At 70.6% G+C, this 24,238-nt stretch carries 21 protein-coding genes; 11 read left to right on the top strand and 10 right to left on the bottom strand.

Annotated features, from left to right (window positions below):
• Positions 1-153: 153 nt before the first annotated feature.
• Complete coding sequence (locus Q1A98_RS02470; RefSeq protein ID WP_299569618.1) at positions 154-1,629, bottom strand: CCA tRNA nucleotidyltransferase; 1,476 nt, start codon at positions 1,627-1,629, stop codon at positions 154-156.
• 97 nt (positions 1,630-1,726) lie between these two features.
• On the opposite strand from Q1A98_RS02470, the gene Q1A98_RS02475 reads away from it, so the two are divergent.
• From Q1A98_RS02475 to Q1A98_RS02520, 10 genes are all read left to right on the top strand, one after another.
• Entirely contained in the window at positions 1,727-2,866 is a 1,140-nt protein-coding gene (locus Q1A98_RS02475; protein WP_299569619.1) for an NUDIX hydrolase, read from the top strand.
• Complete coding sequence (locus tag Q1A98_RS02480; RefSeq protein WP_299569620.1) at positions 2,863-5,364, top strand: DUF6049 family protein; 2,502 nt, start codon at positions 2,863-2,865, stop codon at positions 5,362-5,364. The genes Q1A98_RS02475 and Q1A98_RS02480 overlap by 4 nt, the downstream gene beginning before the upstream one ends.
• Before the next feature lie 155 nt (positions 5,365-5,519).
• Positions 5,520-9,347, top strand: a complete 3,828-nt coding sequence (gene murJ, locus Q1A98_RS02485) for a murein biosynthesis integral membrane protein MurJ (protein WP_299570502.1) — start codon at positions 5,520-5,522, stop codon at positions 9,345-9,347.
• A 7-nt stretch (positions 9,348-9,354) separates the two neighbouring features.
• On the top strand, positions 9,355-9,987 hold the full coding sequence (locus tag Q1A98_RS02490) for a DNA-3-methyladenine glycosylase I (RefSeq protein WP_299569621.1): 633 nt from the start codon (positions 9,355-9,357) through the stop codon (positions 9,985-9,987).
• Entirely contained in the window at positions 9,984-11,018 is a 1,035-nt protein-coding gene (locus tag Q1A98_RS02495) for a nitronate monooxygenase (protein ID WP_299569623.1), read from the top strand. Before Q1A98_RS02490 ends, Q1A98_RS02495 begins: the two co-directional genes overlap by 4 nt.
• Before the next feature lie 74 nt (positions 11,019-11,092).
• Positions 11,093-11,749 (top strand): RNA polymerase sigma factor SigM, encoded by a 657-nt coding sequence (gene sigM, locus Q1A98_RS02500; RefSeq protein ID WP_299569625.1) that lies wholly within the window; start codon positions 11,093-11,095, stop codon positions 11,747-11,749.
• Positions 11,746-12,528 (top strand): hypothetical protein, encoded by a 783-nt coding sequence (locus Q1A98_RS02505; RefSeq protein WP_299569627.1) that lies wholly within the window; start codon positions 11,746-11,748, stop codon positions 12,526-12,528. The genes sigM and Q1A98_RS02505 overlap by 4 nt, the downstream gene beginning before the upstream one ends.
• A gap of 118 nt (positions 12,529-12,646) precedes the next feature.
• Positions 12,647-13,636 carry a thioredoxin-disulfide reductase gene (trxB, locus tag Q1A98_RS02510; protein WP_299569629.1) on the top strand — a complete coding sequence of 330 codons (990 nt, stop codon included), beginning with the start codon at positions 12,647-12,649 and terminating at the stop codon, positions 13,634-13,636.
• 67 nt (positions 13,637-13,703) lie between these two features.
• Positions 13,704-14,042, top strand: coding sequence for a thioredoxin (trxA, locus tag Q1A98_RS02515; protein ID WP_253653499.1), 339 nt, complete (start codon positions 13,704-13,706; stop codon positions 14,040-14,042).
• 135 nt (positions 14,043-14,177) lie between these two features.
• A complete protein-coding gene (locus tag Q1A98_RS02520; protein WP_299569630.1) occupies positions 14,178-15,341 on the top strand; it encodes an N-acetylmuramoyl-L-alanine amidase in 1,164 nt (387 codons plus the stop codon).
• A gap of 27 nt (positions 15,342-15,368) precedes the next feature.
• Here the strand turns inward: Q1A98_RS02520 and Q1A98_RS02525 are convergent, their stop codons facing one another.
• The 9 genes from Q1A98_RS02525 to rpmH form a co-directional block, all read right to left on the bottom strand.
• Positions 15,369-16,079, bottom strand: coding sequence for a hypothetical protein (locus Q1A98_RS02525; RefSeq protein WP_299569631.1), 711 nt, complete (start codon positions 16,077-16,079; stop codon positions 15,369-15,371).
• Positions 16,080-16,199: 120 nt separating this feature from the next.
• Complete coding sequence (locus tag Q1A98_RS02530; protein WP_299569632.1) at positions 16,200-17,219, bottom strand: ParB/RepB/Spo0J family partition protein; 1,020 nt, start codon at positions 17,217-17,219, stop codon at positions 16,200-16,202.
• Positions 17,216-18,094 carry a ParA family protein gene (locus tag Q1A98_RS02535; RefSeq protein ID WP_299570505.1) on the bottom strand — a complete coding sequence of 293 codons (879 nt, stop codon included), beginning with the start codon at positions 18,092-18,094 and terminating at the stop codon, positions 17,216-17,218. Before Q1A98_RS02535 ends, Q1A98_RS02530 begins: the two co-directional genes overlap by 4 nt.
• A gap of 191 nt (positions 18,095-18,285) precedes the next feature.
• The gene (gene rsmG / locus Q1A98_RS02540) at positions 18,286-18,978 is read right to left on the bottom strand and encodes a 16S rRNA (guanine(527)-N(7))-methyltransferase RsmG (RefSeq protein ID WP_299569634.1); all 693 of its coding nucleotides are present in this window, start codon (positions 18,976-18,978) and stop codon (positions 18,286-18,288) included.
• A 97-nt stretch (positions 18,979-19,075) separates the two neighbouring features.
• Positions 19,076-19,705 carry a R3H domain-containing nucleic acid-binding protein gene (locus tag Q1A98_RS02545; RefSeq protein ID WP_299569636.1) on the bottom strand — a complete coding sequence of 210 codons (630 nt, stop codon included), beginning with the start codon at positions 19,703-19,705 and terminating at the stop codon, positions 19,076-19,078.
• 88 nt (positions 19,706-19,793) lie between these two features.
• A complete protein-coding gene (gene yidC / locus Q1A98_RS02550) occupies positions 19,794-20,951 on the bottom strand; it encodes a membrane protein insertase YidC (protein ID WP_299569638.1) in 1,158 nt (385 codons plus the stop codon).
• Positions 20,945-21,208 carry a membrane protein insertion efficiency factor YidD gene (yidD, locus tag Q1A98_RS02555; protein ID WP_299570508.1) on the bottom strand — a complete coding sequence of 88 codons (264 nt, stop codon included), beginning with the start codon at positions 21,206-21,208 and terminating at the stop codon, positions 20,945-20,947. Before yidD ends, yidC begins: the two co-directional genes overlap by 7 nt.
• Positions 21,209-21,234: 26 nt before the next feature.
• Positions 21,235-21,630, bottom strand: coding sequence for a ribonuclease P protein component (gene rnpA, locus Q1A98_RS02560; protein ID WP_299569640.1), 396 nt, complete (start codon positions 21,628-21,630; stop codon positions 21,235-21,237).
• A 35-nt stretch (positions 21,631-21,665) separates the two neighbouring features.
• Entirely contained in the window at positions 21,666-21,809 is a 144-nt protein-coding gene (rpmH, locus tag Q1A98_RS02565; RefSeq protein ID WP_076479106.1) for a 50S ribosomal protein L34, read from the bottom strand.
• Between the two features lie 536 nt (positions 21,810-22,345).
• Between rpmH and dnaA the strand changes: the two genes are divergently transcribed.
• Positions 22,346-23,908 carry a chromosomal replication initiator protein DnaA gene (dnaA, locus tag Q1A98_RS02570; protein ID WP_299569641.1) on the top strand — a complete coding sequence of 521 codons (1,563 nt, stop codon included), beginning with the start codon at positions 22,346-22,348 and terminating at the stop codon, positions 23,906-23,908.
• The last annotated feature ends 330 nt before the right edge of the window (positions 23,909-24,238 follow it).

Genomic DNA, 24,238 nt, shown 5'->3' on the forward strand with positions numbered 1-24,238 from the left:
GGGGTCCCGACAGATGGGACCGTGGACGACGGGGGCCGCTGCTCGACCTGGTACTCAGAGTAACGGCATGTCACGGCCGGGTCCAGAGAGCATCACGCAAGGGTCCCGGCCGACGAAGTCGGTCACGGTTCGATAACGGCACGCGTGTGCTGGTCAGACGCCCGCGTTCGGGTTCTCGGGCTGATCGGCCCACCACCTACGCAACGCCTCCTCGGCGGCGTCGGGATCCAGCGGGCCGGAGTCCAGACGCAGTTCCTTGAGGAAGCGCCAGGCCCGGCCGACGAGCGGACCCGGGGGGAGCCCGAGCAGCTCCATGATCGCGTTGCCGTCGAGGTCCGGACGGACCCGTGCGAGGTCCTCGGCGGCCGACAGTTCGGCGATCCGCCGCTCGAGGTCGTCGTAGGTGCGCTGCAACCGTGCGGCCCGGCGCTTGTTACGGGTGGTGCAGTCCGCGCGGACGAGCTTGTGCAGACGCGGCAGCAGCGGTCCTGCGTCGGTCACGTAGCGGCGCACCGCCGAGTCCGTCCACCGCCCCTCGTCGTACCCGTGGAACCGGAGATGGAGGAACACCAACGTCGCGACGTCCTCGATGACGGCCTTCGGGTACTTCAGTGCCCGCAACCGCTTGCGGACCATCTTCGCGCCGACCACCTCGTGGTGATGGAAGCTGACGCCACCGTCGGGCTCGTGACGTCGGGTCGCGGGTTTGCCGATGTCATGAAGGAGCGCGGCCCACCGCAGGACGAGGTCGGGGTCACCGTCCTCGAGGTCGATCGCCTGCTGCAGCACCGTCAACGAGTGCCAGTAGACGTCCTTGTGCTGATGGTGTTCGTCGATCGCGAGCTTCATGCCGGGGATCTCGGGCATCACGCGCTCGGCCAGGCCCGTGTCGGTGAGCGCGACGACGCCCTCGACCGCGTGCTCGGAGAGGATCAGCTTGTCCAGCTCGGCCGCGATCCGTTCCGCGGTGATCCGCCCGATCGAGTCGGCCATGGCGGTGATCGCCGCGGCGACCCGCTCCGACGGGGTGAAACCGAGCTGGGCGACGAACCGCACGGCCCGCAGCATGCGCAGCGGGTCGTCGGTGAAGGAGACCGACGGTTCGGACGGGGTGTCGATGACACCGGCCAGCAGGTCGTCGAGGCCGCCCAGCGGGTCGAGGAACTCCTGCTGTCCGCCCGGACCGAGCCGGACGGCCATCGCGTTCATGCGGAAGTCGCGGCGCACGAGGTCACCCTCGAGGGTGTCGCCGAACTCGACGACGGGGTTGCGCGTCACCTGGTCGTAGGTGTCGGCACGGAACGTGGTGATCTCGATGTGCTGGCCGTCGCGTGCGGCGCTGACCGTCCCGAAGGCGATGCCCGTGTCCCAGACCGCGTCGGCCCACCCGCGCAGCAACGACTGCACCGCCTCGGGGCGGGCGTCGGTGGTGAGGTCGAGGTCGGTGCCCAGCCGACCGAGAACCGCGTCACGGACCGACCCGCCCACGAGGTACAGCTCGAAACCGGCGTCGACGAAGCGGTCGGCGAGGGGTTCCAGGACGTCCGACAGGGTCCGCAGGGACACCGCGGCACCGGCCAGAAGGCGGGTGCGGCGGTCCTCCGAAGCCCCGGTGGCCGATCCCGTCACGAGCGAGCAGCCTACCCACCCGGGGGGCCCGCAGAGCACCCGTCGGCCCTCCCGACGCTTCCCGAACAGGAGGTGACCTCCCCGCTAGCATCAGGGGGTGTCAGCCGAACCCCACGACCCCGACCCCGCCTCGGCGGACGTCGGCGGCCGCGAGCCCTCCGGGCGGTCGCGGCGGCGTCGTGGTCGACGACGCGGTGGTCGGGGCCGGAACCAGGGCAGTGGTGACGGCGACGCCGCCCGGGCCGAACGCGACGCTCCCGAACCCACCCCACCCGCACGATCGGGCCACGGCACCGAGAACAGCCGCACCCGGCGCGCACGACGGGGACGGCGGCGCGGACCCTCACGCCCGGAGGCAGCGCCCGGTGTCGCCGAGGGCGCACCGGACGACGCCGCCGTCGTCGTCACCCCCGCCGTCCCGCAGGACGGACCCGCGCCGCCCGGCCGTCCGGTGACCCCGTCCGACGTCAGCGCCCTGGCGCGCCCCGGCCGTCCGGGAACCGCACGATCCGGTCGCGACGGCGGGTCGCGGAACCGGTCGCGACGCGGCGGCGCCGACCGTCGCCCGGGCCAGGACGCCGCCGATCCGAACGCCCCGCGCCTGCGGACCGTTCGGGAGACCTCCGCCGGCGGACTCGTCGTCTCCGGCATCGACGGCCCCACCGACGACCGGTGTGCCGCCCTCATCGGTCGGGTCGACCGGCGCGGTCGGATGATGTGGTCGCTGCCGAAAGGGCACATCGAGACCGGCGAGACGGCCGAACAGACCGCTGTGCGCGAGGTGGCCGAGGAGACCGGGATCGAGGGCAACGTCGTCGCCCCGCTCGGCAAGATCGACTACTGGTTCGTCAGCGAGGGCAAGCGGATCCACAAGACCGTGCACCACTACCTGATGCGCTCCACGGGCGGCGAGCTCTCCGACGCCGACTACGAGGTGGCCGAGGTCGCGTGGGTGCCGCTCTCCGAGCTGCCCCAGCGGTTGACCTACTCCGACGAGCGTCGACTCGCGCGGGCCGCGGCCCAGGTGATCGACGATCTCGCCGACGACCCCGAACGCCTCGCCCGCTCCGAGGCCGACTCGCTGCGGACCGAACCGAACGACTACGAGAAGGCCGCAGCGGCCCGCAACCAGCGTCGCAACGAGCCGCCACGGGCGCACCGCCCACGCCGCCGACGCAAGCGGGACGGAGCCGGGCGGGGCGAGGGCGACCCGCGTCGCGACACCGACGGCGGATGACCGACCACCGCGCACCGGCGGTGCGCCGCGTCCTCGTCGTCGCCATCGCGGTGCTGATCGCCATCCTCGCCCCGGGTGTGGTGTCCGCGGCGCCGGCGGGCACCTCACCAGGTCAGACCACCCGCTTCCCCGAGGCGGCGCAGTTCGTCGACCTCGCACTGCGCTCGGTGACCCCGTCCACGGTGGACGCGTCGAGCCCGCCGACGGTGACGGTGCGCGGCACCCTGACCAACATCGGCGACCGCGACGTCCGGGATCTCGTCGTCCGTCTGCAGCGCGGCGAGCCGGTGTCGTCGGGCGCCGAGGCGCGGACGTCGCTGACGCTCGACCCGGCCCAGTACGAGACGACGACCCGGTTCACCACCGTGTCCGGACGCCTCGCGCCCGGGGCGCGCGCCGACTTCTCCGTCACGGTGCCTCTCGCCGGCAGTCCGACGACACCGGGGCTGGGGATCGACCGGCCCGGCGTCTATCCGCTGATGGTCAACCTGAACGGCACACCCGACTACGGCGCCGCCGCACGTCTCGACGACACCCGCACCCTGCTGCCCGTCCTCGCGGTACCGGCCGACGCCACACGCACGCCGTCGGCCCCGGTCGGTCCGGTCACGTCCGCCCCGGCCGGAACCACGCTCCTGTGGCCGCTCGCCGCGCCCGGGCAACTCGCCCCCGGCATCACGGGTGGGGGGTCGGAACCGGTCCGTCTCGTCGGGGACGACCTCGCGACGTCGGTCCGCCCCGGCGGGCGACTGCGGGGACTGCTCGACGCGCTCGACGCCGCGACCGGTGACCCCAGCTCGCCGGTCACCCGCAGCGTCTGTCTCGCCGTCGACCCCGACCTGCTGATCACCCTGCAGGCCATGACACGGGGCTATGTGGTGTCCACCGATCCGGCCGACCCGCGGTCGTCCACCCGCGACGGGACCGGCGCGACCGACGCCGCCGACTACCTCGGCGACCTCCGGCAGGTCGCAGGACGCGTCTGCACCGTGGCCCTCCCGTTCGGCCAGGTCGACCTCGACTCCCTCGCCCGGGCAGCCGATCCCGCCCTCACCCGCACCGGGCTGGGGACCCCGTCCGACATCGTCGACTCGGTTCTCGGGGTCCGCAGCGTCCGCGGTCTGGTGATCCCGACGTCCGGTGCGGTGTCCGACGCCGGGGCGAAGCTCGTCACGGCCACCGGGTCGTCGTCGGTGCTGCTCGGCTCGACAGCGCTCGACCGGAGTCTGCCGACCGCCGACGGCCGCTACCGCGTCGGCACGATGGGTGTGCAGACGTTCGACCCCGCGGTCACCACCGCCCTCGCGGCCCTGGGCACCGCGCCCGCGACGCCCCCGATCACCCCGGTGGACCAACGCTTCGCCCTCGACACCGAGTCGACGGTGGCGCGCAGGGGAGCGGCGGTCGGTGCGATCGCCTACGCCGCGCTCGCTCCCACCACCGACTCCGACACGGTGCGGATCGGCGGCAACCCCGACGACCCGACCACCGGCCGCAGCGAGGTCATCTCGCCACCGGCGGTGTGGTCCGCCTCGGCCGACGACGCCGCCGCGGTGCTCGGGATCGTCGGCGCCGTCTTCCGGGCCGGACTCGCCACGCCCCAGCCGCTGCAGGACCTGGTGACCGCGTTGTCGTCGGCGAGAACGCCTGCGTCGCTGCGGATCCCGCCGGACACCACGGTCGGCCTCACCGCGCTCGACCCCGACACCACGACGTCCATCGCCCGGACGGCGAGCACGCTGTTCGCACTCGAGGCGTCGATGGTCGCGGGCAACGACGTCGCCATGTCACCGCGGACCTACGTCTCGCCGCTCGCCGAGGACCTGGTCCGCGCCATGCGGTCGGCCCCGGTCGACTCGACGGCCGACCGCCGGACGGTGACCCGCGCCGCGCGGACCCGTGTTCACGCCGTCGACCTCACCGTCGACCGCATGCGTGACTCGGTCGCCATCCTCGACCCCGGCGGCCGCTACACGCTCGCCTCGGAACGCTCGCCGCTGCTGCTGGTGGTCCGCAACGACCTGCCGCTGTCCATCCGCGTCCGGCTCGACACCGCCGCGCCGGAGGACCTCGACGTCGGCGACATCGGGGTGGTCGAGATCCCGCCCCGCGGTACCCGGCAGATCCAGTTGCCGACGCAGGCGAAGTCGTCGGCGTCGATGACCGTGAACATCGCCCTGGTCACCTCCAGCAACGTCGCCGTCGGGACCGCGATCGACCTGTCAGTACATTCCAACGCCTATGGGAAGCCGCTCTTCATCATCACCATCTGTGCGGGCGTCCTGCTGGTGCTGCTGGCAGGTCGTCGGCTCTGGCATCGGTTCCGCGGCCAACCCGACCCCGCCGACCTCGACCGGCCCGAACCCGACGAGAGGGAGCGCCTGATGGCCGACAGCCGCTACCTGCACAGTGCCGACGTCACCGGGACCGACGTCTCCGAAGCCGACGGTGCGGATGTCCCAGGACCTGGCGCCCCGCGGGGCGGCGGCGAGTCGTGACCACCCCCGAGGACCCCCGCGGTCCGCTGCCCCCGACCGAGCGGCGCGCGCAGCCGCAACGGATCCCACCGGCCGGCCAGGCGCCGACCATCCGGGCACGCCGCCGGCCGGCCCCCACACCCGCCGGCGGGCCCCCGCCACCGCGGTCCGGGCCGATGACGCACCCGTCGGGTCCGATCCCGCCTCCGTCGGGTCCCCTGTCTCGCCGCCCCGCGGCCGCGGTCGCGGTCACCACCCAGACCGAGGCACTCGACGACACCGTCGACCCGACCCCCGCGGCCGGACGCGACCAGCCCTCCGACGAGAGCGTGCTGCGGACCAGTGGGTCGATCGCCTTCGCCACGCTGACCAGCCGCATCACCGGGTTCGTACGCACGGTGCTGGTCCTGGCGATGCTCGGTCCGGCGGTCGCGTCGGCGTTCCAGGCCGCCTACGTCCTGCCGAGCATCGTCGCCGAGGTGGTGCTCGGCGCGGTGCTCACCGCGATCGTCATCCCGGTGCTCGTCCGGGCGGAGAACGAGGACGCCGACGGCGGCGAGGGCTTCATCAACCGCATCTTCACCCTGGCGCTGACCATGCTCGGCGCGGCCACGGTGGTCGCACTGGTCTGTGCTCCGCTGCTGACCTATCTGAACCTGGGCGACGGGGAGGTGAACCGGCCGCTGGCCACCGCCCTGGCGTACCTGTTGCTGCCCGAGGTGCTGTTCTACGGGCTGTCGGCGCTGTTCATCGCGATCCTGAACATGAAAGGCGCGTTCCGGCCCGGCGCGTGGGCGCCGGTGTGGAACAACGTCGTCCAGATCAGCACCCTGGTCGCCTACTATCTGGTGCCCGGCGACATCTCGCTGAACCCGGTCCGCATGGGCGACGCCAAACTGCTCGTCCTCGGCCTGGGCACCACCCTCGGTGTCGTCCTGCAGGCGTTCATCCTGCTGCCCGCCCTCCGCCGTGCCGGCGTGCGTCTGCGGCTGCGGTGGGGTCTCGACGACCGGCTGCGCAGCTTCGGCCGGATGGCCGGGGCGATCGTGCTGTACGTCGCCGTCCTGCAGGTCGGCTTCTTCATCACCTACCGGATCGCGTCCGGCGCGGACTCGTCCGGCGTCAGCGTCTACGCGACGCACTGGCAGCTGCTGCAACTCCCCTACGGCGTGCTGGGCGTGACCATCCTGACCGCGATCATGCCGCGACTCTCCCGCAACGCGGCCGCGAACGACACCCACTCCGTCGTCGACGACCTGTCCCTGTCGACACGACTGACGATGGTCGCGCTCGTCCCGGTCATCACGTTCATGACGTTCTTCGGGCCGGCGATCGCGATCGCGATCTTCGACGTCGGCAAGTTCGACCTGGACGCCGCCGACCAGCTCGGCATGGTGCTCAGTTTCGGCGCCTTCACGATCATCCCGTACTCGATGACGCTGGTTCAGTTGCGCGTCTTCTACGCCCGCGAGGACGCCTGGACACCGACCGCGATCGCCGTGGGCATCACCGTGGTCAAGGTCGCCGCGTCCTATCTCGGGCCCGTCCTCTTCGACGACGGACACATGATCGTGCGGTGGCTGGCGTTCTCGAACGGGCTCGGCTACTTCGTCGGTGCCGTCGTCGGACACTTCCTGCTCCGACACCGCCTCGGCACCATGCGGATGACCAACGTCGCCCGCACCACGATCGCGACGCTGGCCGCCTCCGTCGTCGGGTGCGGCGTGGTGTGGGGCGTGGCGCACGTGTCGGGACTGGCCCGCCTGTCCGACGACCACGGCAAGATCGCGTCGCTCGGATACCTGGTGCTCGTCGCCGTCGTCGCCCTCGGCCTGGTCTACACCTCGCTTGTGCTGCTGCGGATCCCGGACGTGATCGCGGTGAGCGTGGCGGTGCGACGGATGCTCGGGCGCGTGATCCCGGCGGTCGCTCCGCGGGCCGAGCCGCCGGGTGAGTCGGTCGCCGAGATGACGGTGCAGTTCCCGCGCATCACCGGCGAGGAGTCGACACCGTATTCTGGCCAGGTCCAGGTCATGCGACGTTTCGACAGCGGCACGTCGCGGTGGCAGGCATATTCGGACTACACCGGCGGCGCAGTCGGCCAGAGACCCGGTGGCGGTCCGCTCCGCCCGGGCGGCACGCCGCCGGACATGCGTTACCGGCGGAGAGGAGTGGGTTTCGTGGGAGAGGGCAGCGACGCGGGTCGCACCGGCGTCGACCGTCCCGGGGGCGACGATCCCGGTTCCCGGCCCGACGCGACACCGCCTGCGGGTGGTGGCGTGCACGATCTGCCCGGCGCCGTCCACACCGACCCGCGTCTCTCGGCGCTCCGTCCCGACGGCACCCCGCGCTCCGACGCGCCCGTCGAGGAGCCCGCGGACACGCCGTCTCCTACCGCGCCCACCGATGCGGGCCCGACCGACGCGGCGAGCCCCGGGCTGCGTCGCGGTCCACGACTCGTGCCCGGGGCCGCCGTGGCGGGCGGTCGCTACCGGCTCCTGTCGGCGCACGGCGGCGCACGGGGACTGCGGTTCTGGCGTGCCCGCGACATCAACCTCGATCGCGACGTCGCTCTGACCTTCGTCGACGCCGACCAGACCGCGCCGTCCCCGGCGGCAGGCGAGGCCGTCGGGTCCCGGGGTGAGGGCCCGCAGGCGGTGCTCTCACGGACGCTGCGACTCGGCCGGGTGAACGCGCCGGGCATCGCGCGCGTCCTCGACGTCGTCCGCGGGTCGTCGGGCGGGATCGTGGTGTCGGAGTGGGTGGCCGGGTCGTCGCTGGCGGAGGTCGCGCGCACCAACCCGTCCCCGATCGGAGCGGCCCGCGCCGTTCGGGCGCTCGCGGCCGCCGCCGAGTCCGCGCATCGCACCGGGAGTTCGCTCTCCATCGACCACCCCGACCGGATCCGGATCTCCCGCGAGGGCAATGCCGTCCTGGCGTTCCCCGGCACGCTGGCCGGCGACGACAAGTCGACCGACGTCCGAGGTCTGGGTGCGGTGCTCTACGCGCTGCTGCTCGCTCACTGGCCGCTCGATCCCACGGACGTGTCGAAGAACGCCACCACCGACACGGTCGACGAGCCGATCGGCGGACTGGAGCCGGCCGTGCCGTCGGCGGCGGGTGGTCCGGCGGAGCCCCGGGCGCAGCGTCCCGACGTACCGTTCGAGATCTCGGCGGTCGCGGCGCGGGCCTTGGAGGGCAACAGCGGGATCCGGACCGCGGCGACCATCCAACACGTGCTCGACCAGGCGACGGTCGTCGACCAGAAGACCGACCTCATGCCGGTGGTCGGACCCGACGGTGCCCGGCCCACGCCGACGAGCAACGTCGCCCCCGGGTCGTCGAGCAGCCGGTTCTCGGTGCGGGACATGTCGTCTCGGTCGAAGCGGGTTCTCGCCGTCTCGGCGGGCGCGGCCCTGCTGATCCTGCTCGTGATCGTCGCGCTCGTCGTCTGGCTGTCCGACGCCGTCGGTCCCGACACCACACCGACCGACATCAACTCGATCATCACCTCGTCGGAGTCCGCTGCCCCGTCGGGATCACAGCCGGCGACGGGTACGGCCGCGGCGGCCGTGCCGCTCCGGTCGGTCACGGTGGTGGACTACTCACGCCAGACCCCGGACTCGTCGGCCAACGTCGGCAACGTCATCACCGGGCAGGACCCGCCGTGGCGGACCGATCTCTACCGAGGTGGTCCCCGGTTCGGGAACCTCAAGCCCGGACTCGGGCTGATGATCGCGCTGCAGAACCCCGCGGCGGTCCGCACGGTCACCGTGCGGACACCGAATCCCGGCCTCTCGCTACAGATCCGGACCTCACCGTCCGCGGACGCGTCGTTCGACTCGACGGTCCCGGTAGCCGCGATGACGGTCGGACAGCCGACCACCACGGTCACCGTCGACCAGCCACGCCAGAGCCCGTACATCCTCGTCTGGCTCACCGAACTGCCGCAGTCCGGGCGCGGGTACCAGGGCGTCATCAGCCAGATCTCGATGACCACCTGAGTCGATCATGACCGAGCGGGAGGATCTGATCGTCGGCGGCGACGGTCGCAGTCGTCCGATCTGGGCGGCACGACCAGGCCTGATGCAGGACTACTACGACACCGAATGGGGCTGTCTCGTGCACGGTGAGAACGCCTACTTCGAACGCCTCAGTCTCGAGGGCTTCCAGTCCGGGCTGTCGTGGGCGACCATCCTCCGCAAGCGCCCCGCGTTCCGAGAGGTGTTCCGCGACTTCGACGTCGACACCGTCGCCGGCTTCACCGACGACGACGTCGAGCGGTTGATGGGTGATGCCCGGATCGTGCGCAACCGCGCGAAGATCGAGGCCACGATCGGCAACGCCCGCGCCACGCAGACCCTCCGGCAGGACGGTGGACTGGAGGATCTGATCTGGTCCTTCCGGCCCGAGACGACGCCGACGCCGCAGTCGATGGCCGACGTCCCGACGGTGTCGGCCGAGTCGACAGCACTGTCGAAGGAGTTGCGCCGCAGGGGTTTCCGTTTCGTCGGCCCGACAACCGCCTTCGCCCTGATGGAGGCCCTGGGTGTCGTCGACACCCACCTGGTCGGGTCTCACCGGAGGGGCAGCTCGGGTGTGTGGGCTCCGGACGGCGCCTTCCTCGGCCGGGGCGACGCGTGATCGCCCTGTCCGACCTGGCGGTCCCGATCGTCGGTGCACCGATGGCCGGCGGTCCCACCACCGACGCCCTCGTCGTCGCGGTGTCCCGGGCGGGCGGTCTCGGTGTCCTCGCCACCGCCTATCGCACGCCCGCGCAGACCGCCGCCTCCGTGTCCGCGGTGCGCGCCGCCGGTGTCGAACGGTTCGGTGCGAACGTCTTCGTCCCGGACGACCACGCTGAGCACGACGCCGATCTCGCATCGCTGTCCGCCTATCGGGACCTGTTGCGCACCAGGATCTCCGGCGTGGAGCCCGGTGTGATCGCACCCCGGGGCCGCGATGGGTACGACGAGACACTGGACGTCCTGCTCGACGCGGGGGTCCCCTGGGTGTCGTTCACGTTCGGGCTGCCCGGCCGCGATGTCGTCGACCGCCTGCACGCGGGCGACGCCGCCGTCGTCGTCACCGTGACCACCGCGTCCGATGCCCGCAGCGCGGTGGAGAGGGGAGCCGACGTCGTGTGGGTCCAGGGACCCGAGGCCGGCGGTCACCGTTCCACGTTCGACGTCGCGGCGGAGCCCCCGACCGTCCCGATCGAGGACCTGCTCGCCGACGTCCGGTCCGCGGTCGACGTCCCCCTGATCGCCTCCGGTGGCGTGGGTGACGGCCGCGACGTTCGCCGGTTGCTCGACCGCGGCGCCGCTGCGGTGGGAGTCGGCACGGCGCTGCTGCTCGCCGACGAGGCCGGGACGAGCGAGCCGTACCGAGCGGCACTGACCGATCCGGGATTCGACGAGACCGTCCTGACGCGGGCGTTCTCGGGTCGGGTCGCCCGCGGACTCCGCAACCGCTTCCACGACGACCTCGGCGACCACGCACCGGCACGGTTCCCGGAGGTCAACACCCTCACCGCGCCGCTGCGACGTGCGGCGACCGCGGTGGGCGACCCGCACGGGATCTCGCTGTGGGCGGGCACCGGCCACCGCGGTGCACGCACCGGGCCGGCGGCCGAGATCGTGGCGGATCTGTGGCGGTCTGCACAGCAGGGATGACGCCGGTCCGTCGTCCATCCACAGGGTCCCGCGCGCGCCTGTGACGCACGCGACGTGGGCATTAGTCTCCCTCCATGGCCGGGGGTGGAGACGACGTGCGCAGCGACGCCGATCTCCTCGCCGCGCACGTGGCGGGCGACCGTGACGCGTTCGCCGAGCTCATCGCCAGGCACCGGGCGCACCTGTGGGCCGTCGCGGTGAGGACCAGCGTCAGCGACGACGACGCGGCGGACGCCCTCCAGGAGGCGCTGTTGAGCGCCCATCGCGGCGCCCACCGGTTCCGGTCGGACGCGAAGGTCAGCTCGTGGCTGCACCGCATCGTGGTCAACGCCTCGCTCGACCGGATGCGTCGGGAACGCCACCGACGGGACGTCACCCCTCTCGACGTCACGGCCGACACCGTCGTCGACCCCACCGATGCGACCGGTCACGTCGACCTGCGGTTGTCGGTCGGCGGGGCTCTGGCGACGCTGCCCGCGGACCAGCGGGCGGCCGTCGTCGCGGTCGATGTCGAGGGGTACTCCGTCGCCGACGCCGCGAGGCTCCTCGGCGTCCCGACCGGCACCGTGAAGAGCCGCTGCGCCCGCGGTCGCGCGAAGCTGGCCGTCTCGCTGGGGCACCTCCGGGACGCGACGGCACCCGACGTACCGGGAACCGATCGGGCGTCGGCAGCGTCTGATGGGGGAGGGACCGCACATCCGATGCACCCGCGACGGGGAGGTGACCGGTGAGAGACGACCCGACGGGCCCGGTGCAGCCGTCCGTCCCCGTCGATGTCATCGCCGACCTGCACGCCGGACTGCTGCCCGACGACGAGGCCCGCCTCGTGCGTGCCCAGGTCGAGGCCGACCCCGCATCCCGCCGTGTCCTCGCCGCCCTCGACGCGACCGTCGACGACCTCCGTGGCGCGCGAGTCGAACCGCGTGAACCACCACCCGCCGTCGCGGCGGCGATCGACGCGACGCTGCGGTCGTTGCGGGACGGAGACCTCCCACCGGGGTCGGAACCCCATCCCGCCGACGATCCCCGCGTCATCGCGATGGACACCGCGCGCGACGCCCGTCGCCGACGCGGGCTGTTGATCGCGGCCGCCGTCGCCGTGGTGGTCGCCGTCGCCAGCGGCGTGATCGCGATCTCGACGGCCAGTCGGCCCTCGTCGGACACCGTTCGTGCCGACCCGTCGGCCGGCGCACCGGGCGGGCCGTCCGCCTCACCCCCGGCCACCGTCTCCCTGTTGTCGGTCGTCGGGCGCACCGATCCCGCACTGGGCAGTCCCGACGACCCCGGCTCCCGGCTGCGCGGATGCCTCGCCGCCAACGGTGTGCCGCAGTCCACCGCCGTCGTCGGGTCGGGGTCCGTCGTCCTCGACGGGCGACCCCGACTCGTCGTGCTGCTGACCACCGGCGTCGCCGGTCGGTTCGACGCGCTCGTCACCGGCACCGAGTGTTCGGCAGGCCGGCCGGAGACGATCTCCCGGCAGGTGATCGGGGTCACCCCACCGACGCGATGACCAGCGACGACGGGTGAACGGCGACATGCGTCACGCCGGGTCGGCGCGTGCGCTGCGTGGGGAACAGAAGCCCCTACGCTGACGTTGGACAGGCCGTTCGCGCAAGAGAAGAGGACCGATGAGCGAGACGGGTACCGACACGATCCACGATGTGATCATCGTCGGATCGGGCCCCGCAGGATATACAGCCGCCGTGTACGCGGCCCGCGCCGAGTTGGCGCCGGTCGTGTTCGAGGGCACGCAGTTCGGCGGCGCCCTCATGACCACCACCGAGGTCGAGAACTTCCCGGGATTCCAGACCGGTATCCAGGGCCCCGCCCTCATGGACGAGATGCGCGAGCAGGCGCTGCGCTTCGGTGCCGACCTGCGCATGGAGGACGTCGACGCCATCCGTGCGACGGGTGACGTCAAGGAGGTCGAGGTCGCCGGTGAGGTCCACCGCGCGCGAGCTCTGATCCTGGCGATGGGCGCAGCCGCGCGGTATCTCGACATCCCCGGCGAGCAGGATCTGCTCGGCCGCGGCGTGTCCGCCTGCGCGACGTGCGACGGCTTCTTCTTCCGCGATCAGGACATCGCCGTGATCGGCGGTGGCGACTCCGCGATGGAGGAGGCCACCTTCCTCACCAAGTTCGCACGCAGCGTGACCCTGGTGCACCGTCGTGACGAGTTCCGTGCGTCGAAGATCATGCTCGAGCGCGCGCGTGCCAACGAGAAGATCCGTTTCGTGACGAACGCCGCCGTCGAGGGCGTCCTCGGCGACTCGTCGGTCACGGGAATCCGCCTGCGCGACACCGTGACCGGCGAGGAGAGCACCCTCGACGTGACCGGCATGTTCGTCGCCATCGGGCACGACCCGCGCAGTGGTCTCGTCGCCGGCCAGGTCGATCTGGACGCCGACGGCTACGTCGTGACCCACGGCGGCACCACCGCCACCTCCGTCGACGGGGTGTTCGCCGCCGGCGATCTCGTCGACCACCGCTATCGCCAGGCCATCACCGCGGCCGGTACCGGATGCAGCGCGGCCATCGACGCCGAGCGCTGGTTGTCCGACCAGGCCGACGGGGCGGTCGCCGTCCCCGCCGACGTCGCGGTCGCCGCACTGGGCTGACGCCCTCCACGGCCGCACGTCGACGTGCGGCAACAGACCACCACCACAGATCAACAAGGAGACAACAATGGGTGCCAACACCGTCACCGTCACCGACGACACGTTCCAGAGCGAGGTCCTGGGTGCCGACAAGCCCGTCCTCGTCGATTTCTGGGCCACCTGGTGCGGCCCGTGCAAGATGGTCGCCCCGGTTCTCGAGGAGATCGCCGCCGACAACGGCGACAAGCTGACCGTCGCGAAGCTCGACGTCGACGCCAACCCGGCCGTCGCACGTGACTTCAAGATCATGTCGATCCCGACCATGATCCTGTTCGAGAACGGCCAGCCGACCAAGACGATCGTCGGCGCCAAGGGAAAGGCCGCCCTGCTCCGCGAGCTCGACGGGGTCATCGGCGCGTCTGCCTGACGCCACGGGTCGCAGGGCCCCTCGGTTGACCACCTGGTCCGGTCCGCACATCGCGCGGACCGGACCAGGCATGTTGGCCCGAGGCCGTCGGACCTGCGAGACTCACACGGTTCGGCCGACGAGAGAGGGTGCCAGATGACGCTGTACCGCCTGGGTGATCAGGGGTCTGCGGTCATCGAGATCCACTCGCTCCTGGCCGACCAGGGACTGCTCCCGCGCGCTGCGTCCGACGGCGGCCGCCACAGTGTCGACACCTCCGCGGTGTTCGACGCCGACACCGACCACGCGGTCCGCGCCTTCCAGCAGCAGCGTGGACTCATCGTCGACGGGATCGTCGGTCCCGCGACCTTTCGCGTGCTGCGGGAGGCGTCGCACCGGTTGGGGACACGCGTCCTCGCGTTCCGTCTCTCCGCGCCGATGCACGGCGACGATGTCGCGACCCTGCAGTCTCGCCTGCAGAATCTCGGCTTCTACACCGGACTCGTCGACGGGTCGTTCGGCGCGACGACCCATGCCGCCCTCTGCACCTACCAGTCCGAGAACGGCATGTCGCCGGACGGCATCTGCGGACCGGAGACACTCCGCTCGCTCGAGCGTCTCGGCACCCGCGTCACCGGCGGCTCCCCGCACGCCATCCGCGCCCAGGAGGACGTCCGCCGATCCGGCCCCCGACTGTCGGGCAAGCGCATCGTCATCGACCCGGGGACGGGTCGACCCGACGAGATCGTCGACGCCGCAACGGCTTCCGAGGAGACGGCCATCCTGTGGGATCTCTCCCACCGCCTCGAGGGGCGGATGGCCGCCGCCGGCATGGAGACCTTCGTGTCCCATCCCGCCGACGCCGATCCCGAAGACGCCGACCGTGCTCGGACTGCCAACGCCTTCGGCGCCGATCTCGTGATCGCCCTCCGGTGCGGACGGTACCGTTCGCCCGTCGCCAGCGGCGTCGCGAGCTTCCACTTCGGCAACTCCCACGGCTCGGTCTCGACGATCGGGCAGTCACTGTCGGGGTACATCCAGCGGGAGATCGTCGCACGGACCCCGTTGCAGGACTGTCGATCCCACGCCCGCACGTGGGACATCCTGCGGTTGACCCGGATGCCCGTCGCGCAGGTCGACGTCGGTTACATCACCAGCCCGCACGACCGCGCCCTGCTCGCGGACGGCGTCGTCCGCGACACCATCGCCGACGCGATCCTGGTGGCCGTCAAGCGTCTCTACCTGCTCGGTGAGGACGACCGTCCCACCGGCACGTACACGTTCGCCGATCTGCTCGCCTCCGAGCAGATCGCACGCTGAGGGTTGCTCGGACGTCGCTCCACCGCGTCACACCCGCCCGACCGGGCTCGGCGCAGCCACCCGCTCGCGTCCCTCGACGTCGATCATCGCCATGATGACGAGCTTGTCCAGAGCGCTCTCCACCGCTGTCTTCCACCCGAGTCCCTCGTCGAGCTCGAGTCGATAGCGCGGGAACCTGTGGTGCGCGGCGACCAGCTCGAACCCGGAGTCCGCCAGGAAATGGGCGTCCACCATGCACCCCGGACACAGGCCGCCGGGTACGGGATCCTCCAGAGCTGCCTCCACCGCGGGGTCGCCCTCACCGGACGACCGGACGATGCCGAACGCCTCGACTGCACGGACACCGCGCTGGACGAGATCGGCCAGGACGGCGTCGACGAGACGCTGCGCGGTGCCGGGCACCGCGGTGTCCACCCGAACCGACGTCAGCAGAACCGCGTCCGGGCTCACCGGGGACGTCGGGAACAGGCGGGCTCGGGGGACGCGACCGGGAGGGGCGTAGAACGCGGTTCCCATCACTCGGCCGGACTCGGTGTCGACGGCGACCTGGGCACAGCGACCCCAGTCGAGCATGACCATCGAGATCCACGCCTCCTTGTCGAACTCGGAGTCGATGGATCGCCCGGACGCAGGGTCCGGGATCGCTGCGGGGTCGACCTCCCAGAAGACGCATCGGCGCACATGACGGGGCAGGGTCTCGAACTTGTCGAGGTCGAGCGCACGGATCGCCACGGTCACGCGGCCGCCTCCGTCAACGTCGTTGGGCGACAGAACTTTTGACCATCAAGCGCCCTGACGGACGTCCGTGACGTCACAGTGACGTTTCGATGCGGACCCTGCGTACCCGACTTCACGACGTCAGTTGTTCCCGTTCCGGGCCAGGAGGTCGACGATACGTTCGAGGTCGTCCACGGACCCGAACTCAACGACGATTTTGCCCTTGCGCTTGCCGAGCGACACCGTCACCCGCGTGTCGAGGCGGTCCGACAGCTTCTCGGCGACGTCCTGGAGACCCGGCATCTGCATCGGCCGGCGACGCGGGGGAGTCGGGGCCGCCGCAGGACCGTCGTGGTTGGCGAGCGTCACCGCCTCCTCGGTCGCCCGAACCGACATGCCCTCCGAGACGATCCGCGCGGCCAGCGCCTCCTGTGCGTCCGCGCCCGACTCGAGGGAGAGCAGAGCCCGGGCATGCCCGGCGGAGAGCACCCCGGCCGCCACACGCCGCTGCACCGGGATCGGCAGCTTGAGCAGACGGATCATGTTCGTGACCACCGGGCGGGAGCGTCCGAGACGCGCGGCCAGCTCGTCGTGGGTGACACCGAACTCTTCGAGCAACTGTTGGTATGCCGCCGCCTCTTCCAGCGGGTTCAGCTGCACCCGGTGGATGTTCTCCAGGAGCGCGTCGCGGAGCATGTCGCCGTCCTGCGTCTCCCGCACGATCGCGGGGATCCGCTCGAGCCCGGCTTCCTGGCTGGCGCGCCACCGGCGCTCGCCCATGACCAGTTGGTAGCGCACGTCGCCGCGCGGCTGGGGGAGTCGTCGCACGACGATCGGCTGCATGAGACCGAACTCGCGGATCGAGTGGATGAGCTCCGCGAGGGCCTCGTCGTCGAAGGCGGTGCGGGGCTGCTGCGGGTTCGGCTCGATCTGCGTCGGCGGGATCTCGCGGTAGACGGCACCGGCCTCGTCGAGGTCCGGGGTCGCCGAGGGTGCTCCGCCCGGTGTGGACGACGAACCGTCACCGAGCACGACGTCGGCGGCGGCCGACGTGAGGCGCGGTCCCTCGTCGGGACCGGTCGGGATCAGGGCGGCGAGACCGCGCCCGAGACCGCCACGTCGTTGTCCCGCGCCGCGGGTGGGTGTCGGCTTGTCGGTCATCGCGTCTGGCCCTCCCCGGTCGCACGCTCGGCGCGCAGACCGATCTCGCGGCCGGCGTCGAGGTAGCTCATCGCACCTCGCGAACCGGGGTCGTACTGGATGATGGTCATCCCGAAGCCCGGGGCCTCGGACACCTTCACGCTGCGCGGGATGATCGTCGTCAGGACCTTGTCGCCGAAGTGCCGACGGACCTCCTCGGCGACCTGGTCGGCGAGCTTCGTGCGGCCGTCGTACATCGTCAACAGGACCGTCGAGACGAACAGGTCCTTGTTGAGGTGAGCCGACACGAGCTCGATGTTCTGCAGCAACTGCCCGACGCCCTCCAGCGCGTAGTACTCGCACTGGATGGGGATGAGGACCTCTTTCGCCGCGACCATCGCGTTGACCGTCAGCAGGCCCAGCGAGGGCGGGCAGTCGATGATCACGTAGTCGACCCCGCGCCGCTCCAGCACCTCGGGCTCGAGGGCGTTCCGCAGTCGTGTCTCCCGAGCGACCATCGAGACCAGCTCGATCTCCGCACCCGCGAGGTCGAGGGTGGCGGGCACGCACAGCAGGTTCTCGTGGGCGGTCGACTGTGCGATCGCCTCGTCCAGCGACACCTCGCCGAGCAACAGCTCGTACACCGATGCGATGTCGGGATTCCGGTGGTCGATGCCCAGGGCGGTGCTCGCGTTGCCCTGCGGGTCGAGGTCGATCACGAGGACGCCCAATCCGTGCAGGGCGAGCGCGGCGGCGATGTTCACGGCGGTGGTGGTCTTGCCGACCCCACCCTTCTGATTCGCGACGGTGATGATGCGCGTGGCGACGGGGCGGGGGAGATGCCCCGAGAGTCCGCGGGTCAACACCTGGCTCGCGCGCTCTGCCGCGGCAGCGATCGGTGTGTCCGAATATCGCCCTGTTTCACGTGAAACATCGGGCGTGCCGGCGCCCGCAGGTCCACGTGCTGCGGGCGTCTCGTCCGGAGATCCGTCGGCCACCACATCACTCCTTCGACCGCGCCTGCCCAACATCGTGCGCTGCACCCCATCGCTGTTCCGGGGCGACCGACGCCGACCCCTGCTGCCCGTCACCGCGATGTCCGGCGGCGCTTCTGCGGTCTCTCCACTCGCCGCGCACGCACGATCGTCGTCGGCACGGAAAGCGTATCCGCCCCGACCGTCTCGACGCGCAGCGCGGTCAATCCGAACTTGCCGACAGTGCCGGCATGGGTCGCGATCTCCTCCGCCGCCGACGCACCTTTGATGGCAACCAGTTCGCCGCCCGATCGGATGAGAGGCGCCGACCATCGGGCCAATCGGTCGAGCGGCGCGACCGCGCGCGATGTCACGACGTCCGCATCGCCCACCGCGTCGACAACCGTCCGCTCCTCGGCCCGCCCCCGCACGACCTCCACGTCGAGCCCGAGGGCGTCGATGGCCTCCCGCAGGAAGTCGTGTCGTCGTTCCAGCGGTTCGAGGAGTGTGACCCGAAGAGTTCGACCGGCCAACGCCAGAGGGATCCCCGGAAGGCCGGCGCCACTACCGACGTCGACGACCCGGACGTCATCGGGAAGCGCCGTGGCCAGGACGCCGCAATTGAGGATGTGTCGATCCCAGAGCCGCTCGGTCTCGCGCGGTCCGATCAGGCCGCGCTCCACACCGGCGGTCGCCAACAGGTCTCGGTAGACACGCGCACGCCCCAGCCGGTCACCGAAGACGGCGAAAGCCGCCGAGGCGATCTCGTCACGGTCGAACTCGGTGTCGTGTTTCACGTGAAACATGCTCCGTTCATCGATGGGGGAGAGGTGCCCTGACAACGCAGGGCCCCGACCCTTCGGTCGAGGCCCTGCGGTCAGGACTGAATCGCGGACGGCGGCATCACTCCGCGATGACGACCACGCGCCGACGGGGCTCGGTGCCCTCGCTCTCGCTGTACACGCCGGAGACCGCGGCCACCGCGTCGTGGACGATCTTCCGCTCGAACGGTGACATCGGATCGAGCTGTTCCCGGCCGCCGGCGTCGCGGACACGCTCGGCCACCTCGGTGCCGAGACGACTGAGGCGCTCACGCCGACCAGCACGCCATCCGCTCACGTCCAGCATGAGCCGGGACCGGTCACCGGTCGACTGTTGGACGGCGAGCCGTGTCAGTTCCTGGAGTGCATCGAGGACCTCGCCGTCCTTGCCGACGAGCTTGCCGAGATCGCGACCGCCGTCGATGCTCACCACCGCGCGGTCCCCATCGACGTCGAGGTCGATGTCACCGTCGAAGTCGAGGAGATCGAGCAGTTGCTCGAGGTAGTCGCCCGCGATCTCGCCTTCCTCGACGAGGCGGTCGTCCCCGTCCTCGGCGTCGTCGTCGTCGTCGTCGTCGGACTCGTCGACCACATCGGACTCGTCGACCGCTTCCGGCTCGGGCGACTCACCGGTCGTGTCGACCTGACCGACGGCGGGCTCGGTCTGGTCCTCGGTCACGTCGTGCTCGGCATCGCTCGTGTCGGTGCTCATGGATATCCCTCGCAATCATGTGTGGACAGGTCTGTGTGCGGCGCCCGCGGACACCGGCTGGGGCGACCGTCTCAGCGGCCGCCGGGCGTCATCGCCGTTTGCGACGCTTCTGCTGGGTACCGGTCGGACGCTGTCCGGGACGCGGCGAGGCGCCGGCGCTCTTGCGCGCACCACCTCCGCCGGTTCGTTTGGCGGTGCCGCCCTTGGTGAGGTCGGTCCGTCCGGTGGCGGGGGGCGCTGTCTCCTCGACCTCGACGGCCTCCGACGGCGCCTCGGTCTCGTCGGACGGCGAGTCACCGTTCGTCGACGGCGCACCCTTCTTCTTCACGCGGTCCGGACGAGCGCCGGGCTTCGGGGCGTTCGCCTTCAGCTTCTCCTGCTTCGCGAGCTTCGCGGCTTCCTCTTCCTTGGCGATCTTCCCGAAGACGATGTGCTGCTGCGCATAGGTCCACAGGTTGTTGCTCACCCAGTACAGGAGGATGGCGACGGGGAAGAATGCGCCGGACACGAGGATGCCGAGCGGGAAGACGTAGAGCGCGAGCTTGTTCATGATCGCGGTCTGCGGGTTCTCGAGCGCCGCGGCCGTCTGACGCGCGACCGACGCCCGCGAGTTCATGTGCGTCGCGATGGACGACAGGATCACCAGCGGGATCACCAGGTAGATGATGTGGGCGCGGGTGAAGTCGATGACGCCGTCCGCGCTGAAGGCGACCCACTCCGTCTTGGGCTGGGAGACCGCCGCGGACAGCGGGACGCCGAAGAGTCGCGCATCGAGGAAGTTCTGGACGAGCTCGGGCGAGAAGAAGTAGTTGCCCGTGGCGCGGGTCTGCTCGGCGGACATGCCCAGCTGCCCGAAACCGGTTCCCATCCGGTTGAACGACCGCAGCACGTGGAACAGACCGATGAAGACGGGGATCTGGGCGAGCATCGGCAGGCAGCCCAGGAGCGGGTTGAACCCGTGCTCCTTCTGCAGCTTCTGCATCTCCTCGGTCATCTTCACGCGATCCTTGGCGTACTTCTTCCGGATCGCCTGCAGCTGCGGCTGGATTTCCTGCATCTTCTTCGTCGTGCGGATCTGCTTGACGAAGGGCTTGTAGAGGATCGCTCGCAGCGTGAAGACGAGGAACACCACCGACAGCGCCCACGCGACGCCACTTCCCCCGGGGGAGTCGGGCAGGACATGGCTGAACAGCCAGTGCCAGACCCACATGATCCCGGAGACCGGGTAGTAGATGAAGTTCAGCACGGTGTCACTCGCTCCTCACTGGTCCGCTCCGCGGTGACGCGGACGGATGGACGTCGTTCGGGGACGGGGTCGTACCCCGGTGCATGCCACGGTCCGCACTTGAGCAGACGCCAGACGGCGAGACCGCCGCCGCGGACAGCACCCCACGTGGTGATGGCCTCGACCGCATAGGCACTGCAGGTCGGTTCGAACCGGCAGGTCGGCATCCGTGTCGGGGAGATCCACGTGCGGTAGAGCTCGATCGTCCACACCAGCATGCGCCGGGGGAGTGCGGTCACCGCGATCACGAGGACACCTGCTCCCGGTCGGCGAGACGCGTGCGTGCGAGACGCAGGGCGGCGACGAGCTCGGTGGTCAGTTCCGATCCCGAACGCCGGGCCGAGGTCGGCAGAGCCCGGATCACCACGAGCCCACTCGCGTCCGCTCCCAGTCCACCGCCGGCGTCTGCAGCCGCGGCGGCCGCACGGAGACGGCGGGCCACAGCGTGACGGGTCACTGCGTCGCCCACGGACTTGCTGACGATCAGGCCGTAGCGGGCGCCGCGGTCGACGGCCAACACATCCGATCCGTCGACACGGACCGCGTGCACCTGGATGTCGGCACGACGAACCCGCACACCCCGTCGGAGTGCGCGGGTGAAGTCGGAGCTGCGTGAGATCCGCTGATGCCGGGCCAGCACAGTGCTGCCGTCCGCGAGCCCGTGGGCCGCGGAACTCAGGCGGTCAGGCTCGCGCGGCCCTTGCGGCGACGGCCGTTGACGATGGCGCGACCCGCACGGGTCCGCATGCGCAGACGGAACCCGTGGACACGGGCACGACGGCGGTTGTTGGGCTGGAACGTGCGCTTTCCCTTGGCCACGGGTGAACTCCTCGATCGGTGGTGGTCTCATGCCGTGGCTCCGTCATCGGAGGCGGTGAGCGGACCCGGATAAATGACCGGGCAGCCGTTCACGCACCGGAGACGATCACACCTCGGCGACCCTGCGAGACTACTGATCCACTTCGGCACCGTCAAACCGCTGTCGGGGCGGCTACCAGCGACGACACCGCCTCGACGGCGACACGCAGACCGTCCGACACGCCGCACCTGCCGTGGTCGTTGAACTTCCGCTCCGCGTGTGGTGCGAACTGTTGAGGGGAGCGGGACGAGTCTGTTAGCTTCTCTGGCGACGACGGAGTCCCGACCGTGCCGTCCGCGCCGATGCGCGGACCGAACCGGGATCGGATCCTGATCGTCTCGTTCCCGCATCCTTGTCCACAGCTGTGGATAACCGTGTGGACAATCGTTCGTCGCCGGGTCACGATAGGACCCGTTCGCATGGCACGGCCGTGACCGAGCACCAGGGTCTGCACCCGCATCGACGAGACCACGTCGGCGCGGCCGGGAGGGATTCAGTGAGCACCGACCGCGATCAGCTCGATCATCCCGACCGCGACTCCTACCCCCGCGAATCGTTTCCGGAGGTCTGGCAGCGCGTCCTGGTGGATCTCACCGCGGATGGTGAGGAACTCACCCGTCAGCAGAAGGCGTGGCTCTCGCTGGTCCAACCCCTCACGCTCGTCGAGGGCTTCGCGCTCCTCGCCGTCCCGTCGGCGCGCGTGCAGGAACAGATCGAACGGACCCTCCGCGAACCGATTCGTGCCTCGCTGAGCACCCACCTCGGCCGCGAGGTCGATCTCGGTGTCCGCATCGACCCCGATGCCGAGCCGCCCACCGTCGCGCCTCCCGCGGTCGAGGCGACTCGGACCGCCGACCTCGACGACGATCTCGACGACCTGCCGGACACCTTCGCCGACCGGCGCGACACGCCCGCGGACCCCCGTTTCGACGCGTCGCGGCCCGACGTCCTCCGCGAGCCGGGTCTCACGCCGGCGGACGGCCGCGACGGCGACTGGTCGAGCTGGTTCAACCCGGGCCCCGGCGATCCCAGCAGTCTGAACCCCAAGTACACGTTCGACACCTTCGTCATCGGGGCGTCGAACCGCTTCGCACACGCTGCCGCCGTGGCGATCTCGGAGGCGCCGGCACGGGCCTACAACCCGCTGTTCATCTGGGGGGAGTCCGGGCTCGGCAAGACCCATCTGCTGCACGCGGCCGGTCACTACGCCCAGCGGCTCTTCCCGGGGATGAAGGTCAAGTACGTCTCCACCGAGGAGTTCACGAACGACTTCATCAACTCTCTGCGTGACGACCGACGGGTGGCGTTCAAACGCCGCTACCGCGACGTCGACGTGCTGCTCGTCGACGACATCCAGTTCCTCGTCGGCAAGGAGGGCATCCAGGAGGAGTTCTTCCACACCTTCAACACCCTCCACAACGCGAACAAGCAGATCGTCGTCTCCTCCGATCGCCCGCCCAAGCAGCTCGCGACCCTCGAGGACCGCCTGCGGACACGCTTCGAGTGGGGTCTGATCACCGACGTCCAGCCGCCGGAGCTCGAGACGCGGATCGCGATCTTGCGCAAGAAGGCGCAGATGGACAGCCTCCAGGTCCCCGACGACGTCCTCGAGCTCATCGCCTCCAAGATCGAACGGAACATCCGCGAGCTCGAGGGTGCGCTCATCCGCGTGACCGCGTTCGCGTCGCTGAACAGCGCGGAGCTGAACCTGGCCCTGGCGGAGATCGTGCTGCAGGCGCTCCTGCCCGACACCGGCAGCGTGGAGATCAACGCGCCGACGATCCTCGCGATCACCGCCGAGTACTTCAACATCAGCGTCGACGAACTGCGGGGGCCCGGCAAGACCCGCTCCATCGCACAGGCCCGGCAGATCTCGATGTACCTCTGTCGCGAGCTGACCGATCTGTCCCTGCCGAAAATCGGCGAGACCTTCGACCGCGACCACACGACGGTCATGTACGCGGACAAGAAGATCCGCAAGGAGATGGCCGAGCGCCGCAAGGTCTACGACTACGTCCAGGAGCTCACGGCGCGCATCAAACAGCGCTCGCACCCCTGACACACCCCTCGCCGAGCCCGGCGAGACCCCTCACATCTCGACCCGAACTCGACCGTTCTCGCTGTCGAGGGAGCTGTCGTGTCCTCCGGTCGGACGATTCCCCAGCTGTGGATAACTCGGTGGATAACCCTCGCCCGCTGTGGACGGAGGGTGGACCGCGGTGAACAACCGTCGACGTGTGCACAACCCCTCGGCATCACCCTGGTGACCGTCCACAACGCGTGCACACCGCGCCACGCGACGTGAACTGCACCGCTGCCCGGCTGTCCACAGATTGCACAGCCGCTATGACTGTCATTGATTCATCTCTCTTGAAGAATGAAAGAAAGA

Origin of the sequence: uncultured Williamsia sp. (genome assembly GCF_947494875.1) — a bacterium.
In the GTDB taxonomy this organism is placed as follows: domain Bacteria; phylum Actinomycetota; class Actinomycetes; order Mycobacteriales; family Mycobacteriaceae; genus Williamsia_A.

Coding starts and splice junctions, on each gene's coding strand:
- Q1A98_RS02545 (WP_299569636.1), bottom strand. CDS start 19,705: ATGAGCACCGACACGAGCGATGCCGAGCACGACGTGACCGAGGACCAG.
- rsmG (WP_299569634.1), bottom strand. CDS start 18,978: ATGTTTCACGTGAAACACGACACCGAGTTCGACCGTGACGAGATCGCC.
- Q1A98_RS02490 (WP_299569621.1), top strand. CDS start 9,355: ATGACCGAGCGGGAGGATCTGATCGTCGGCGGCGACGGTCGCAGTCGT.
- Q1A98_RS02530 (WP_299569632.1), bottom strand. CDS start 17,219: ATGACCGACAAGCCGACACCCACCCGCGGCGCGGGACAACGACGTGGC.
- Q1A98_RS02480 (WP_299569620.1), top strand. CDS start 2,863: ATGACCGACCACCGCGCACCGGCGGTGCGCCGCGTCCTCGTCGTCGCC.
- trxB (WP_299569629.1), top strand. CDS start 12,647: ATGAGCGAGACGGGTACCGACACGATCCACGATGTGATCATCGTCGGA.
- sigM (WP_299569625.1), top strand. CDS start 11,093: ATGGCCGGGGGTGGAGACGACGTGCGCAGCGACGCCGATCTCCTCGCC.
- Q1A98_RS02520 (WP_299569630.1), top strand. CDS start 14,178: ATGACGCTGTACCGCCTGGGTGATCAGGGGTCTGCGGTCATCGAGATC.
- murJ (WP_299570502.1), top strand. CDS start 5,520: ATGACGCACCCGTCGGGTCCGATCCCGCCTCCGTCGGGTCCCCTGTCT.
- trxA (WP_253653499.1), top strand. CDS start 13,704: ATGGGTGCCAACACCGTCACCGTCACCGACGACACGTTCCAGAGCGAG.
- yidD (WP_299570508.1), bottom strand. CDS start 21,208: ATGCTGGTGTGGACGATCGAGCTCTACCGCACGTGGATCTCCCCGACA.